This window comes from Actinomyces sp. HMT897, from assembly GCF_016626125.1.
In the GTDB taxonomy this organism is placed as follows: Bacteria; Actinomycetota; Actinomycetes; order Actinomycetales; family Actinomycetaceae; genus Actinomyces.
The window spans coordinates 1,134,935-1,148,784 of the sequence record NZ_CP067336.1 but is presented as its reverse complement, the minus strand read 5'-3'; the positions used below and the strand labels follow the sequence as shown (position 1 = coordinate 1,148,784).

Genomic DNA, 13,850 nt, shown 5'->3' with positions numbered 1-13,850 from the left:
TACCCGGTGGGGCCGTGGAGGCAGCGGGCGGGGCGGTGGGTGGCCGGTGGGCTGCCGCGACCGGCCCCGGCGGGGCGTCGGCCTGAGCGCGAGTTCCTTGGCGGGCCCAGGCGCCAGGGACCAAGGTCCGAAAGCGCGCAGGATACAGGAACTTGTACCGCCGCGACACCCCGCATCCCATCGCCCTGCTCACAGCGGTGTAATCTGCCTCAGAAGCCCCCGCCCTGGACCGCCCCGCCAGGCCCTGCCGCCTGCGGGCCCCTCGGCCGTCAACCCCTCATCCCCAAGGTCCTTTATGAGCCCGAGATCCTCCCAACGCCGTGTCATTGTCACCGGGATGCCGGTCTCCCACGCGCCCCTGCCCCAGGGGGCTCCCACCCCGTCCCCCGGTGCCCCGCGCACGGCACCTCCGGGCCCCGTGCAGCCCCCGGCGCAGGCGGCGCCCGCGCTCAGCGCCACCCGCCTGGCCCAGATGCGCCAGGACGCCCAGGCGCGCACCCAGGACGTCCTGCGCCGTGCCCAGGTCGTGCACGACGCCGCCGCCGACCTGCGCGTCCGGGACCTGGAGGGCCTGGACGCCCAGACCACCGCCCTCCAGCAGCGCATCGAGGGCGAGCGGCGAGCGCGCCGCGCCCAGGCCGACCAGGCGGCGCAGGCCGAGTGGCAGGCCGCGAGCACCGCCCTGCGCTCCCTGGTCACCGAGCTGGCCCCCGGCGTGGCGGGCAGCCCCCTGGGCGCCGGCACGCAGGCCGACGCCAGCACGCAGGCCGACCCGGCCCGGTTCCTGCGGGTGGGTACGGCCCAGCTCCCCGGCCAGGGCGCCCCGGCCGCCCCGTCTGGCCCGGCCGTCTCGCCCAGCCCGGCCCGAGACGGGGCCGTGGGTGAGGCGACCGCGGAGTCGGTGGCGGCCCTGGCCCCGTTCCTGTGCCGCAGCCACTGGCACCTCTCCGGCTCCACCCGCCAGGACCAGGAGCTGGTGCTCTCCGCCCTGACCCGCGTCATCGGGCAGGTCCCCCTCAAGCACCTGCGTGTCCTCGTCTTCGACCCCCGCGTCACCGGCGTCGTCGGGCCCCTCAGCCCGCTGCGGGCCGCCTCCGGGACGTCCTTCCCGCCCCCCGTGGCCGACCCCGGGGCCCTGGTCGCCGCCCTGCGACAGGCCCTGGAGGCCACCACGCAGAACGCCGAGCGCATTGCCGTGGCCGGCGCCAGGGACCTGCTGGACCTGTGGCGCCGGGAGGGCGAGGCCAGTGGCGTCCTGACCGTCGTGGTGCTCCTGGACCACCCCTACTGCGTGGACGACCAGCTGAGCCGGGTCCTGAAGCAGGTGGCCGCCATGAGCCCGGCATCGGGCCTGCACCTGGTGGTCCAGTCCGACCCCGCCTACGGCCCCCCGCAGGTGCCGCCGGGCCCCTGGCTGGCCCTCTGCGCCCAGGACGGCTGCTGGCAGGTCCCCGGCCTGCCGGCTACCGTCCGCGTCGCCCACGACGGCGCCCCCGCCCTGGACGCCGTCGAGCACGTCATCCGCCAGGCCGTGCAGCGCAGCCGCAGCGTCACCGGACCCAGGATCCCCCTGGTGGAGCTCATTGGCGACGACATGGAGCGTCCCTGGACGGGCTCCTCGCGCGACAGCCTGGAGGCGGTGGTCGGGCGGGTCGGGCGCGAGCCGCTGGTGCTCTCCCTGCGCACCGAGAACCCCCCGCACCCCAACCTCCTCATTGGCGGCGCCGTGGGGCAGGGGAAGTCCAACCTCCTGCTGGACATTGTCTACTCCCTCGCGGTGAGGTACCCGCCCGAGGAGCTCACCATGCTCCTGTTGGACTACAAGCGCGGCCTGGAGTTCGCGCGCTTCGCCCCGGACGAGGACGGGCAGAACTGGCTACCCCACGTCTCGGTGCTCTCTCTGGAGTCCGACCAGGAGTTCGGCGTCGCGGTCCTGGACTACGTACGCCAGGAGCTTGAGCGGCGCTCAGAGCTGTTCAAGGACGCCGGGGCCAGCTCCATCGTCGCCTACCGCCGGACCACCGGTGAGGTCATGCCCCGCATGCTGGTCATCATCGACGAGTTCCACGTCATGTTCGAGGGCGACGACGACCTGGTCGACCAGGCGGTGGCGATCACCGAGACCATTGCCAAGCAGGGGCGCGCCTACGGCATCCACCTGCTCCTGGCCTCCCAGACGGTCTCGGGGATATCGGGCCTGCGCGCCAAGGGCGACTCCATCTTCGCCCAGTTCCCCCTGCGTATGTCCCTGAAGAACACGGCCCAGGAGTCCGAGGCCATCCTGTCCCAGCACAACCGCGCCGCCGCCGAGCTGACCTACCGCGGTGAGGTGGTCCTCAACCGCAACTTCGGCCACGACCCGGCGGGATCCAACGTGCGGGGCACCGCCGCCTGGGCCCAGAGCGAGGTCATGGCCGTCCTCCAGCAGGGCCTGTGGTCCCGCGGGCACGCCGCGCCTCCCCTGGTGTTCCTGGGTGCCGAGGAGGCGCGCTGGCCGACGGCGCACCTGGAGCACCTCCGGGGGACCGGCACGCCGAGCGCGCCCAGGCTGTGGCTGGGGCGTCCCGTGGCGGTCAGTGACGCCCCGAGCGTCCTGGAGCTGGACACCGACGTCGACCAGGGCGTGGTGCTGGTCGGCTCGGGGGAGGAGCTGGCCGGGTCCGTCATGGGCTCGGCGGTCCTGACGGCGCTGGCCACCACGCCGCAGGAGGCCTCCCTGCTGGTCCTGACCGGGCTCGACCAGCTCCCCGGGCGCCTGGAGGCCGCCGTGGACGCCTGGCGGCAGGCCGGACGCGGCGTGCGCGTGGTGGGACGCACCGAGGTCGCCCGGGTGCTGGTGGAGGAGGTCGCCCCGCTCCTGGCCGACGGCGCGCCCCACCCGATGCTCGTGGTGGGCGTGGGCCTCCAGCGGGTGGTCGGTATGAGCCGCCCCTACCAGGCGCCCGCCACCGCGCCGGCGGACTCGGCGGGGACCGCGGCGGACTCGGCGCTGGCGGACTCGGCGGCGGGGGCCTCAGGTACCGCGCCGGGGCCGGGGACCGCAGCACTGGGGCCGGGGACCACGGCACCGGGGAGCGGGGACCTGGCGGCGCCGTCGCCCGCGGTGGACCTCCTGGGGCCGGCGGACGCCGTGGAGCCGGACTGGGACGCCCTGGCGGCCGGGATCGACCTGGGCGCCGGCGGCTGGGAGGGCGCGGGGGCGGGCGCCCTCGGGCTGGCGCCGGAGCCGGTGACACCGGCCTCGGTGCTCCAGCGGGTGTTCACCGACGGCGGCCTCCAGCAGGTGTTCGCCCTCGGGTGGTGGACGACCCTGCGCGCCATGGGACGGGACCTGGGCCAGTACCAGCGTCCCGGGGTCCGCGCCACGGTCCTGCTGCGTCTGGGCCTGGCCGACCTGCGCGAGCTCACCGGCCCGCACACCAAGCCCCTGGGCCGCGGACCGCGGGTCGGGCTGCTGGACCACGCCAGTGACGCCGAGATGCAGGTCCTGGTGCCCCTGGCGGCACCGGACGCCTCGGTGGTGGCGCAGCTCGCCGGGCAGGGTGCCCGAGGACCGGGCCAGGGTGCCGTCCAGGACGCCGGGGGACCGGACCAGGGTGCCGGGCAGCCCTCCCCGGTCGGTACCCAGCGCCCCGGCGGGCAGGAGGACGTGGCATGAGCGGCTACCAGGACTACCTCGACGCGCTGGAGGTGCTGGGCAGCGCGGCCGAGCGTGCCGCCCGGGCACGGGATCAGGCCGGTGACTACGGGCGTGACGACCTGCGCCACGCCGCCATGGACCGCCGGGAGCACGAGCAGGAGTGGGACCGGATCCTCACGGAGACCACCCACCTGTCCCGCTCGGCCCAGACCCTGGCGCGCTCCCACGGCCTGCCGGTGGCCGAGGCCGCCGAGGCGCCCGGCGTCCCGGCCGACCCGCCCAGGGACCTGGCCGGGTGCGGGCGTGCCGTGCGCGGCCTGCGGGCGGACCTGAACGCGGCCCAGGAGCTCTGGCGCGGGGTCGATACCGCCCAGGTCCCTGCGGCCCCGGCGGCGCCGCCCGCCCCTCCCACGGCCCCGCCCGCGCCGCTCTCACCGGAGCCGGTCTCACCCGAGCCAGCCTCACCCGCACCGCGCGCCGAGCCCGCCCCGGCACCGGCCTCCCTGACCCTAAAACTTGTCCTTGCCGTCGTCCTGGTCATTGCCGTGGTGTGCGGGATAATCGCGTTCGCGTGACACCACCTGCTACGAGAGAGTCACCGTGAGCCCCCAGAAACGTCGTCTGATCCAGGTCGGTCCCCAGCCGGTCAGCCTCCAGCCGGTCAGCCTGGCCCCCGACACCGTCCCCGCCCAGACGCTCCAGCGCCCGCCCTCCGCCCTGGAGCGGCGTCGCCGCCGTGAGCCCCGCCCGGGCGAGCTCCTACAAGCCGTGCGGAACCTGGACCTGACGCAGGACGCCGCCTACCGCGCCGAGCTCACCGAGTGGATCGAGGACGCCTACACCGAGCGGATGGGCGGGGTGCTCCTGGGCCTGTTCGCCCGGTGCCACCTGGGGCCGCCCTACGTCGACCACCGCCTGACCGTGGTCGGCCACATCCTGGAGCACTACCGTCCCACGGACATTGTCCCCCCGCCCTTTGACGCCGCTCGCACCCTGGCCCAGTCGCCGGTCTACGAGTACGTCGAGGTCTACTCCGACGGCGATATTATCCCCGTCCTCGCTGACGGCTCCGTCTCCTGATACTCCACGCCCTCCCTGCCCCACCCACTGAAAGGACACCTCATGGCGGACGGCTATATTGACCTAAGCCCCATTGTCAACGCTATTGAACATGTCGGCGACAATGTCTCGCTCATCGGCAACGACCTTGAAAAGGTCAGTGACAATATCCAGGTTATTGACGGCAAGCTGAGCAGCACCCAGGAGGAGCTGGCCGACCTGCGGCGCAGGTTCGAGGAGTACGTGGAGCAGGCCGAGCGCACTGCCAACGTCCAGCGGGCCGAGACCAAGGTCGGCACCCTCAAGGCCGACCTGGAGCGCGAGTTCGGTCACTACAAGGTGGTGCGCCGCTCCAGCGTCGGGCTGCTCCAGGCCTTTGACGTGGGCAACGTCTCGGAGTCCACGGCCAGCCAGGTCAGCGAGGAGCTCATGATCCAGACGCCCCGCTACTGGCTCGCCCCGGCCCTGGTGGCGCTGGCCGCCTGGTCGCGGGACGACGAGGAGGTCTGCAAGCGCTCCGTGACGGAGGCCTACGCCCGCAGCCAGGCCAAGACCGCGCTCTTCTTCGCCCTGGTCCTGCGCCGCCAGGGCCGGGAGGCCGAGTCGGCGCGGTGGCTGCGCCACTACCTGGCCGCCTGCGACCCGCAGGCGCTGACCCGTGAGTTCGCGGTCATCCTGGAGGCCGCCTCCCAGGGGCAGTTCGGCCCCCACGGCACGGCCCTGGTGCGCGCCCAGCTGACTGACTGGACCACCCACCTGCGCACGGACGACAAGGTCGTGGCCGAGCAGGTGCGCAGGTGGCAGCAGGAGATCGGCCTGTGCCAGGGCGTCCTGGACCCCGCCGAGGCGAAGATGCTGCGCCGCCTGACCCCGCCGCCGAGCTTTGCCCGGGTCAAGGCCCAGGCCGAGGCGGTGACCGCGCTCAGTGCCTGCGCGAGGAAGTACGAGGCCATTAAGGACTCCGAGTTCACCTCCGGCGGGGTCATCTCCAGCCTCCTGGACGACCTGCTCATCCAGCTGGTCACGGAGTACGACGACGAGGAGCTGCCCCTGACCCGTGAGGTCGCCTACCAGGACGCCATTATCGACACCGGCGGCGACCTGGACCGGGCCCGGGTCAAGGCGGACCAGGAGATCTCCGTGCTCGACGAGCGGGTGGACGCGGTGACGCTCCAGACCAACGCGGCGATCGCCCCCGACTCCCTGGGGGTGTCGGTACGCACCCAGCAGGTGGCCATTGGCGCGGGCAAGGAGGACTTCCGTACGGCGGTCAGGGCCTACACCAAGAAGTACCGCATGGAGCACGTGTCCAACGTGCCGCTCAACCTCGCCCCGGACCATCACGCCACCGCGCAGAACATGGGGTTCCCCGGCTTCTCCACATCGACGGAGGTCGATGAGAACGTCATGGCCACGCAGCTGCGCCAGGTGTGGGAGCAGACCTTCGCCGACTACATCCACCAGGTGTCGTTCAAGAACTCGCAGATGGTCCTGCCCATTGCCGTCGCCCTCGGCGTCTCCCTCCTGTTCCTTCTCGTGAACCGGGTCGCCGGGGTCCTCGTCATGCTCGTGGCCGGGGGCGTGGCGGCCTTCGTGATTATGCAGATGCAGAAGCAGGCGCGCGACCGGGTCAATAAGGCTGTCGCGGTCAAGGAGGCGGCCTACATGAAGTCCTTCACCATGCTCCAGGACGCGCGCGCGGAGTTCGAGGACCTGGAGATGCTCTACGAGGAGCGGGACGCGGACGAGGACGAGCTCCTGCGTGTGATTGACGTGTGGCCCGACGGGGACAACAGCAAGAAGGAGAACTGACCATGACCGACACGCCTCAGGGCACCACCCCTGCCGACGTACCCACCTCCTCCGCGGCCTCCCCCGCGGCGGCCTCCACGCCTGTCCCCTCCGCGCCCTCGGCGGACTCCGCGGGCTCGGTGCCTGTCCCCTCGGCGCCCCCTATCCCGGCCACGGCGGTGCCGGTGGCCCCGGGGTCCACGTCCTCGGTGGACTCCGCTACCGGGGACCTGGTGGACGCCGTGCCGACCTCGCTGCCGTCGTCGGGCACCGCGGCCTCGGCCTCCTCGCCTGCCGCGCCCCTGGTCACGGCGGCCTCGGTGCCTGCTGCGTCCGCTGCACCCGCTGCGCCGGTGCCTGTGCCGCCGGTGCCTGCTGCGGGCGTGCCGACGCCGCCGGTGCCTGCGCCCCCGACGCCCGCGTCTTCCGGGGCCCAGGCTCCGGTGGCGTCCGCCCCTGGTGCCTCCCCGGTGCCTGCGGCCTCGGCCGCCTCGGCCCCTACTGTCGTGCTGCCCACGGGTATGCCACCCGTGCCGCCGCCCCCTATGCCAGCTGGGCCGGTGCCCGCGCCCCCGGCGGCCTCGGTGCCCGCTGCTCCCGCTGCGCCGGTGCCCGTGCCTCCGGTGCCTGCACCTCCGACGCCCGCGTCTTCCGGGGCCCAGGCTCCGGTGGCGTCCGCCCCTGGTGCCTCCCCGGTGCCTGCGGCCTCGGGCTCCTCGGCTCCTACTGTCGTGCTGCCCACGGGTATGCCGCCCGTGCCGCCGCCTCCTATGCCGGTTGGGCCGGTGCCCGGGAGGCCCATTCCCCCTGCACCCGGGGCCACGGCGCCCGCCGCAGGCGTGCCAGCTGGGCCGGTGCCAGCGCCCCCGGCAGCCTCGGTGCCTGCTGCAGGCGTGCCGTCTGCTCCGGTACCCACGCCGCCGGTACCCGCGCCCGCTGCACCGGTGCCGACGCCGCCGGTGCCGACGCCGCCGGTGCCTGCCTCTGGTGCGTTCCCGGCCTCTGCGGCCTCGGCTCCCGCCGTCTCCGCCCCATCGGCCCCCACCGGGGCGGTGCCCGTGGTGCCAGCGCCCCCGGCGCCTGCGCCCGCTGGGCCGGTGCCCACGCCGCCGGTGCCTGCCTCTGGTGCGTTCCCGGCCTCTGCGGCCTCGGCTCCCGCCGTCTCCGCCCCATCGGCCCCCACCGGGGCGGTGCCCGTGGTGCCAGCGCCCCCGGCGCCTGCGCCCGCTGGGCCGGTGCCCACGCCGCCGGTGCCTGCCTCTGGTGCGTTCCCGGTCTCCGCGGCCTCGGCTCCCGCCGTCTCCGCCCCGTCGGCCCCGCCCGTCTCTGCCCCGTCGGCCCCCACCGGGGCGGTGCCCGTGGTGCCAGCGCCCCCGGCGCCCACGTCGCCCGTGCCCGCGCCTGGCGCGCCCCCGACGCCGACAGTGCCCGCCGCCTCATCGGTCCCGGTACCTCCGGCTCCTTCCCCGGGTGCGCCCGCGGCCCCGGGTGCGCCCGCAGCGCCAGCCGTCCCCGGTGCCCCCGCGTCGCCCGCGGCGTCGACGACGCCCCTGGTGCGTCGCCCGCGGCGCGTGCCGCGCTTCCTGCCCCCCAAGCCCGCCAAGCCGGACACGGTCCTGGACCGTAAGGACCTGCTGGCCCGCACGCGCGACAGGACGGGAGGGCCGGTCCTGTCGTCCGGGACCAAGGTCGCCGGGAACCTGCCCTCGTGGTCCCCGCTGCCGCCCCACGAGATCCTTACCCGTCCGCGAGGGCGTGCGTCATGAACGGGCCCGCTACCGGCGCCAGCGCGTACAAGATCTGGGTGACGACCCTCAAGGCCTGGTCCCGGGACCCCTCCACCAGCCTGGACGCGCTCCCTGCCCTGAGTGCCGAGTCCTTCAGCGCCGCAACCTCCAGGCGGTTCAACGACCACCTCATGACCGCGGTCGGCACCATGATGGCGAGCTGGGTTGGCAGCTTCCAGCGTGACCTGCAGGCAGCCGTGGTCAACAGTGACCTCCACGCCGTCCAGCTCGCCCTCGTGGGGGCCCGGCGTCGGCTCCTTCCCCGGCTCCGGCTGTGCCAGCACCCGGGGCTGCCCCCGAAGACCAGATCCGGGCTCATGACGCTCATGCGCGACGATGTCACCAACCTTCAGAAGCAGGTCGAGAACATCGCCTCCGGAAATGACCAGCTCACGCGCGCGGTGAGGGATAACTCGCTCATGCGCGTCTTTGACGACGGCTACGTCGACGGCTCGGCGATTATCAGGATGGCCGACGCCGCCAGCGCCCCGCCGGTCAGCCAGGAGCCACCGCACTCAGCCCCCTCTGCCGGTGCCTCCCGCTGGTCCAGCCTGTTCAAGCGGCGATCCCACTAAGGAGTTTCAGATATGGACGGACGACAGACCGCCGAAGAGGTCCGCAGGTTCCTCAAGGCGCGTGTTCCTGTCATTGTCATCAGGACGGTGGAGCCCACGCGGGCGCTGGCCATTATCAACGAGATGGCCAATGACTTCAGGCAGATGCCCTTCTTCTCCTACACGCGCACGGAGGGGCTGCGGGAGGTCCTCTCGGACTCGGCCGTGACGGACGACTACTCCCTGGTGGCCGCCCTGGACCAGGCCCAGCAGACCTTCAGGTCCCGGGCGAACGTCAACTTCGTCTTCTCCGACCTGGAGGACCTGGAGAACGACTCACCGACGTCCCGGCACTTCTCCCAGCTGATCCACCTGGCCGAACGCAACTCGTGCGCGATCATCCTCATTGGCGACCGCCCGGTCTGGTCGGGGCTGAGCCGCCTGGGAATGACCACGACGCTGGACGTGCCCACCGTCGAGGAGCTCTACGAGGTGGTCAGCTCCACGATCGAGCCCTACCGCCTGAGCATCCCGATCGAGTGGCAGGACCTGGAGATCCACCGTGCCGCCGAGATCCTCAGCGGGGTGACGGAGGGGGAGGCCATTAACGTCATCTCCACCCTCCTGGCCAAGGAGGAGGTGCGTAACGAGGACCTGGCCGAGCTGAGCCAGTTCAAGGACCGTATCTTCGGGGCCCTGGCCGGTCTGGAGAGGGTGCGCCTTCAGGAGGACTACAAGGTCGGCGGCCTGGAGAACCTCAAGGAGTGGCTGACCGGCAAGCAGCGCCTCATGACCGGGGACCTGACCGGCTGGGGCGTGCGTCCACCCAAGGGCGTGCTGCTCTGCGGCGTCCCCGGCTGCGGGAAGTCGCTGTCCGCCAAGGCGATCGCCCAGGAGTGGGAGCTGCCGCTCTACCGTCTGGACATGGCCGCGATTATGGGCATGTACGTGGGGGAGTCCGAGTCGCGCCTGCGCGAGGCCCTGGCCACGGCGGACCGGGCCGCCCCCTGCGTCCTGTGGATCGACGAGATCGAGAAGGGGCTCGCCTCGGGGACGGGGGACAACTCGGTGACCCGTCGGCTCATTGGCCAGTTCCTGTTCTGGATGCAGGAGTCCACCTCCAAGGTCTTCCTCGTGGCGACGTCCAACGACGTCTCCACCCTCCCGCCGGAGCTGCTGCGCAAGGGACGGTTCGACGCCGTCTTCTTCGTGGACCTGCCCACCGAGGAGGAGCGTGAGGAGATCCTGCGCCTGTGCTTCCGCCGTTACACCCAGTGCGAGCCGACGCTGGACCTGCTGCGAGACCTGGTCATGCTCACCGACGGCTTCGCGGGCTCGGACATTGACGCCGTGGTCAACGAGGTCGCGGAGATCATGTACACCCGGCAGACCCGCGTCCTGCCCGACGACCTGACGATCACCCAGCACTTCCGCGCCGTCGTCCCCTTCTCCCGGTCCAACCCCGAGGAGGTGGCCGCGATCCGGCAGTGGGGGCACACCCGGGCCGTCCCCGCCGGACGGGTGGAGCGCACCGAGACGGGGGTGGGCTCCACCCCCAGCCGCCGCGTCTTTATGGGCGGGAGCGTGTAGGGACCCGGCGTGCTCACGGCCTGACGGTGCTCACGGCCTGAGGCCCGCCGGTGAGGCGCCCTCCCTGGGCGCGGGACGGGCTCCGCATCACGATCCGCGGAGGCCGCGGAGGCAGAAGAGGCGCCCTGGGCGCGGGACGGACGCTCTTCCCGCGCCCAGGGCGCCTGCGACCGTGGACCCGGCGCGGGTGAACGGGTGCGGGCGTGGGTGAGTGGGCCGGCATTATACGCTCAGCACGTTCTGGTGTCAGGCTGGTATTGCGGGAAAGGGGGTAGGTTATTGTCCCCGGTTCCCCGTGTACCGGGCGGCGTCAATATGCTAGGGTCCGCCTCAAGAAAGATATAGCACGGGTTCCTCGACAGGCTATGGTGCTCCTGCCGCGACCACGTGTCATTAAGGTCCAGGTGACGGGGTGAGGCTCATGCTCGCACGAGCTCAGGGTATTCGGCTGCGTCCGGGTGCGAGGTGCCGGCTGGGCGCGCTACTCGTGGCCGTTGTACTGGTGGTGTCCGGGTGTCGGCTTCCCGTCTCCGGCAGTGGGTCGGAGGCGGCCTCATCGGCTCCCTCGGCGTCAGCGACGTCGGGGGAGACCGAGGCGGCCGCCAGTGCCACGCCCGGGTGCTCCACCATGAGCGGTGAGCAGGTCCTCAAGGAGTGGGGGCCCAGCGTGCCCTCGGCGTGGGACGGCCTGGCGGGCGACGACCCGCGCACCTGGGACCTGGAGGGCGCCGAGGTCAGCACCTGGGACCCCTGCGCCGCCCTGTCGTGGATCACCCTGAGCATCCACAGCCCGGCCCTGTCCTCCCCACGCCACATTATGCTCTTCCACCGCGGCCAGTACCTGGGCACGGCCACCGCCCACCCCTACGCCTACGCCCCCCAGATCCGGCGCACCGCGGACGACGCCCTGGCCGTGACCTACACCTGGGCCCGGCCCGGGGAGGCGCCGGCCACCGCCTCGGGCACGTCCCCGGTCACCCTGACCTGGGACGAGGCCACCGGGAGCGTGCGTCTGGAGGGGGAGCTGCCCGAGGCCACCGACCCCAGCGACACCGACCAGGCCCCCGCCCCCGTGCCCGGCGCCTTCCCCGGTGCCGGCGGCCCCAGGCCCGCCGGTGCCGTGCCCGTCACGACTATTGCCTACCCGGGCCAGAGCTTTGAGACGGCCATTCTCGTCACCCCCTCCGGCAATATTGGCTGCGACCTCGGCCCCGATGAGTATTACGGGGGGTGCGGCATATCCAGTTACATTCAGGACAAGCCCTTCGGTGTTAACGAGATCGGCTATTCCCTGTGGTGGGTCGCCGGGCTCAGCTCCTCCGGGGTCCCCCATATGGCCACGCGCGGGGGCGCGTCAACCTACCTGCTGGGCCAGGAGAACCCCCGGGACTATCTGGCGCCCATGGTGGTCGGGTACGGGCAGGTCGTCTACTACCGGACCCTCGTGTGCGCCTCCGCCGAGAACGGCCTGACCTGCTGGAACACGGCCACCGGCCACGGCGCCTTTATGAACCGCACCACCACCCTCTTCTTCTGAGGGGACAGCAGGGCGGCGGGGCGCACAAAATGTTCCTCTAGCCCCACCCGCGGGGCCGCAGTCCTAACGCCTCCCCGGGCGGCGGAGCCTCACCGGCAGGTGGGTGATACCCAGGCTCCGCGCGGCCTCGGCCCTGTGGCGTCCGCCGCTTATGCCCACGCCACCGTCGGGCAGCTCATTGCCAGCCATGCTCCTGTCGCCCAGGAACACGTCGTACGCGGCGGCGAGCCTGCGGTTCTCCGGGGCGGATCCCTCATGGTCGAGGCGGGCGAAGTCGTCCCGGGTCATTCCGGCGTCGAGGCCCGGGAGTATGCGGCTGTGCCAGGTGCTGACCAGCCAGGAGTAGTCATCAGGGCCGCGGCCGTGGTTGCCGATGTCGACCGGGTCGTCAACGACCATGCTGTCAACGGCGACCATTGTCAGGCCGCGTTCAGCCAGGACCGAGGCCGCCGTGCTCCGGGGCGGGCTCCCGTCTCCCGGCGGCCCCACGGGAGCACCGGCGCCGCCGCTGAGTCCGGTGCCTCCGGTGGTTGTGGCTCCGCCGGAGCTGGTGGCCCCGCTGAGTCCAGTGCTCCCACTGAGTCCGGTACCTCCGGTGGCTGTGGCCTCGCCGGGGCTGATGCCGCCACTGAGTCCAGTGCCGCCGGTGGTTGTGGCCCCGCCGGAGCCGATGCCTCCGGAGCCGGCACCCCCGCCGGAGCCGGTGGCCCCTACCAGGGACTGGGCGAACTGCTGGGCGTAGGGCGCGAAGGCGGCCAGCTCCTCCATGGCCCGCCCCAGGCTCGCAATGGCGGCGTGGGCGCTGGCCGCCGCACGCCCCTCCTCCGGGCAGCCCGTGCCCCGGGGCAGCCGGGCCGACGCCGAGCGGAGCCTCTGGGCGCCTTCCGCCGCGGTGCGCTGCACCCGGCCCGCCTGCTGGCCCAGGCTCTGGACGCTCCTGGCCACCTGCTGGATCCGGGACGGCACCGGCTACCTCCTTCTGCGGGCCTCGGCCCGCTCCCGGGCGGCCGCCTCCTGGGTCATGACGCTCAGCCTCCCGCTGAGCGCCGTCGCCTGGGCGGCCGAGTCCTGTGCCTGCAGCTGCGCCGTGTGGGCGTGGGTGGCGAACATTGTCAGGTGGTGGTGGAGGTCGCGGTCGATACCCGTCGAGCTCCCCGCCAGGACGCTGTCGACGCCCTCGCTCAGGGTCGTGGCCAGCCTAGCCATCTCAGAGATCCAGCCGGCCGTCTGCCTAAGGCCCCGAGCTGCGGTTCCGGCCTCAGCAGCCTGCCGGGACAGGGCCTGGGAGTCCGCCATGCCTGCGTCACAGGCTTGCGGCGTACTGGTTCGCCGTCTGGCTCAGGCGCGCCAGGGCCTCGACCGCCGCGTGGACCTTGGTCTTGGCCTCCTGGATCGAGGCGGTCATGACCCGGTCCTTGCTCTGCGCGGACCCCCCGATCGTGGCCTGCACCTGGGCGCTCTGCTGGGCGAAGGCGGAGTCGAACTGGGCCAGCTCCTGGCCGGTGCGCCGGGCAGCCTGCCCCAGGCCGTTGATCTGCTGCTTGAGCTGCTGGAGCTGGGACACGCGATCCTCCTTAAGCGGGAAGCGGGCGCGGGGTGCTGCGCCCGGGGCCATTGTAGGCGGCCGACCGACGGGTCCGCCCGTCTGCGGCGGGCCAGTTCCTGCCTGCTTGCGGGAGCGGCTGGGCAGGCGCTGGCGGGTGCGCCTCCTGTCCTGCTTACGGGGGCGGTCTGTGCCTGCCGCGCAGGGGCTGTTCACGGCTGTGGCGGTACTGGGACCTGGTTTTGTCGCAATCTGAGGATCAGAGCCGGACCCACCCCGATTCCACTTTTGTACGCTCAATGTCTGCGCAGGTCAGAGGCCTGGGCCCTGGTACGGTTAAGAGTGCCCA

The 13,850-nt window shown here is 72.7% G+C and carries 12 protein-coding genes; 8 read left to right on the top strand and 4 right to left on the bottom strand.

Annotated features, from left to right (window positions below):
* Nucleotides 1–295: 295 nt before the first annotated feature.
* The 4 genes from JJJ15_RS04675 to JJJ15_RS04660 are packed head-to-tail and all read left to right on the top strand — an operon-like array spanning nucleotide 296 to nucleotide 6,511.
* Nucleotides 296–3,658: an FtsK/SpoIIIE domain-containing protein gene (locus tag JJJ15_RS04675; protein ID WP_200511600.1), complete on the top strand. Its 3,363-nt coding sequence runs from the start codon at nucleotides 296–298 to the stop codon at nucleotides 3,656–3,658.
* Nucleotides 3,655–4,215, top strand: coding sequence for a hypothetical protein (locus JJJ15_RS04670; protein ID WP_200511599.1), 561 nt, complete (start codon nucleotides 3,655–3,657; stop codon nucleotides 4,213–4,215). The genes JJJ15_RS04675 and JJJ15_RS04670 overlap by 4 nt, the downstream gene beginning before the upstream one ends.
* Nucleotides 4,216–4,240: 25 nt before the next feature.
* The gene (locus JJJ15_RS04665; protein WP_200511598.1) at nucleotides 4,241–4,720 is read left to right on the top strand and encodes a hypothetical protein; all 480 of its coding nucleotides are present in this window, start codon (nucleotides 4,241–4,243) and stop codon (nucleotides 4,718–4,720) included.
* 42 nt (nucleotides 4,721–4,762) lie between these two features.
* The gene (locus JJJ15_RS04660) at nucleotides 4,763–6,511 is read left to right on the top strand and encodes a hypothetical protein (protein ID WP_200511597.1); all 1,749 of its coding nucleotides are present in this window, start codon (nucleotides 4,763–4,765) and stop codon (nucleotides 6,509–6,511) included.
* A 16-nt stretch (nucleotides 6,512–6,527) separates the two neighbouring features.
* On the opposite strand, the gene JJJ15_RS04655 is transcribed toward JJJ15_RS04660, so the two are convergent.
* Nucleotides 6,528–7,007 carry a hypothetical protein gene (locus tag JJJ15_RS04655; RefSeq protein WP_200511596.1) on the bottom strand — a complete coding sequence of 160 codons (480 nt, stop codon included), beginning with the start codon at nucleotides 7,005–7,007 and terminating at the stop codon, nucleotides 6,528–6,530.
* Between the two features lie 1,036 nt (nucleotides 7,008–8,043).
* On the opposite strand from JJJ15_RS04655, the gene JJJ15_RS04650 reads away from it, so the two are divergent.
* From JJJ15_RS04650 to JJJ15_RS04635, 4 genes are all read left to right on the top strand, one after another.
* A complete protein-coding gene (locus JJJ15_RS04650; protein WP_129591511.1) occupies nucleotides 8,044–8,256 on the top strand; it encodes a hypothetical protein in 213 nt (70 codons plus the stop codon).
* Entirely contained in the window at nucleotides 8,253–8,852 is a 600-nt protein-coding gene (locus JJJ15_RS04645; RefSeq protein ID WP_200511595.1) for a hypothetical protein, read from the top strand. Before JJJ15_RS04650 ends, JJJ15_RS04645 begins: the two co-directional genes overlap by 4 nt.
* Before the next feature lie 12 nt (nucleotides 8,853–8,864).
* Entirely contained in the window at nucleotides 8,865–10,421 is a 1,557-nt protein-coding gene (locus tag JJJ15_RS04640; protein ID WP_200511594.1) for an AAA family ATPase, read from the top strand.
* Nucleotides 10,422–11,049: 628 nt separating this feature from the next.
* The gene (locus tag JJJ15_RS04635) at nucleotides 11,050–11,958 is read left to right on the top strand and encodes an LppP/LprE family lipoprotein (RefSeq protein WP_200511593.1); all 909 of its coding nucleotides are present in this window, start codon (nucleotides 11,050–11,052) and stop codon (nucleotides 11,956–11,958) included.
* A gap of 63 nt (nucleotides 11,959–12,021) precedes the next feature.
* Here JJJ15_RS04635 and JJJ15_RS04630 read toward each other — a convergent pair whose 3' ends face one another.
* The 3 genes from JJJ15_RS04630 to JJJ15_RS04620 form a co-directional block, all read right to left on the bottom strand.
* Nucleotides 12,022–12,924, bottom strand: coding sequence for a hypothetical protein (locus tag JJJ15_RS04630; RefSeq protein WP_200511592.1), 903 nt, complete (start codon nucleotides 12,922–12,924; stop codon nucleotides 12,022–12,024).
* Nucleotides 12,925–12,927: 3 nt separating this feature from the next.
* Nucleotides 12,928–13,164, bottom strand: coding sequence for a hypothetical protein (locus JJJ15_RS04625; protein ID WP_200511591.1), 237 nt, complete (start codon nucleotides 13,162–13,164; stop codon nucleotides 12,928–12,930).
* Between the two features lie 97 nt (nucleotides 13,165–13,261).
* The gene (locus JJJ15_RS04620; RefSeq protein ID WP_106109675.1) at nucleotides 13,262–13,522 is read right to left on the bottom strand and encodes a hypothetical protein; all 261 of its coding nucleotides are present in this window, start codon (nucleotides 13,520–13,522) and stop codon (nucleotides 13,262–13,264) included.
* Nucleotides 13,523–13,850: the final 328 nt, after the last annotated feature.

Excerpts from the sequence above, each read along its gene's own strand:
- JJJ15_RS04645 (WP_200511595.1), top strand. The coding sequence starts at position 8,253 with ATGAACGGGCCCGCTACCGGCGCCAGCGCGTACAAGATCTGGGTGACG.
- JJJ15_RS04625 (WP_200511591.1), bottom strand. The coding sequence starts at position 13,164 with ATGGCTAGGCTGGCCACGACCCTGAGCGAGGGCGTCGACAGCGTCCTG.
- JJJ15_RS04670 (WP_200511599.1), top strand. The coding sequence starts at position 3,655 with ATGAGCGGCTACCAGGACTACCTCGACGCGCTGGAGGTGCTGGGCAGC.
- JJJ15_RS04660 (WP_200511597.1), top strand. The coding sequence starts at position 4,763 with ATGGCGGACGGCTATATTGACCTAAGCCCCATTGTCAACGCTATTGAA.
- JJJ15_RS04640 (WP_200511594.1), top strand. The coding sequence starts at position 8,865 with ATGGACGGACGACAGACCGCCGAAGAGGTCCGCAGGTTCCTCAAGGCG.
- JJJ15_RS04675 (WP_200511600.1), top strand. The coding sequence starts at position 296 with ATGAGCCCGAGATCCTCCCAACGCCGTGTCATTGTCACCGGGATGCCG.
- JJJ15_RS04635 (WP_200511593.1), top strand. The coding sequence starts at position 11,050 with ATGAGCGGTGAGCAGGTCCTCAAGGAGTGGGGGCCCAGCGTGCCCTCG.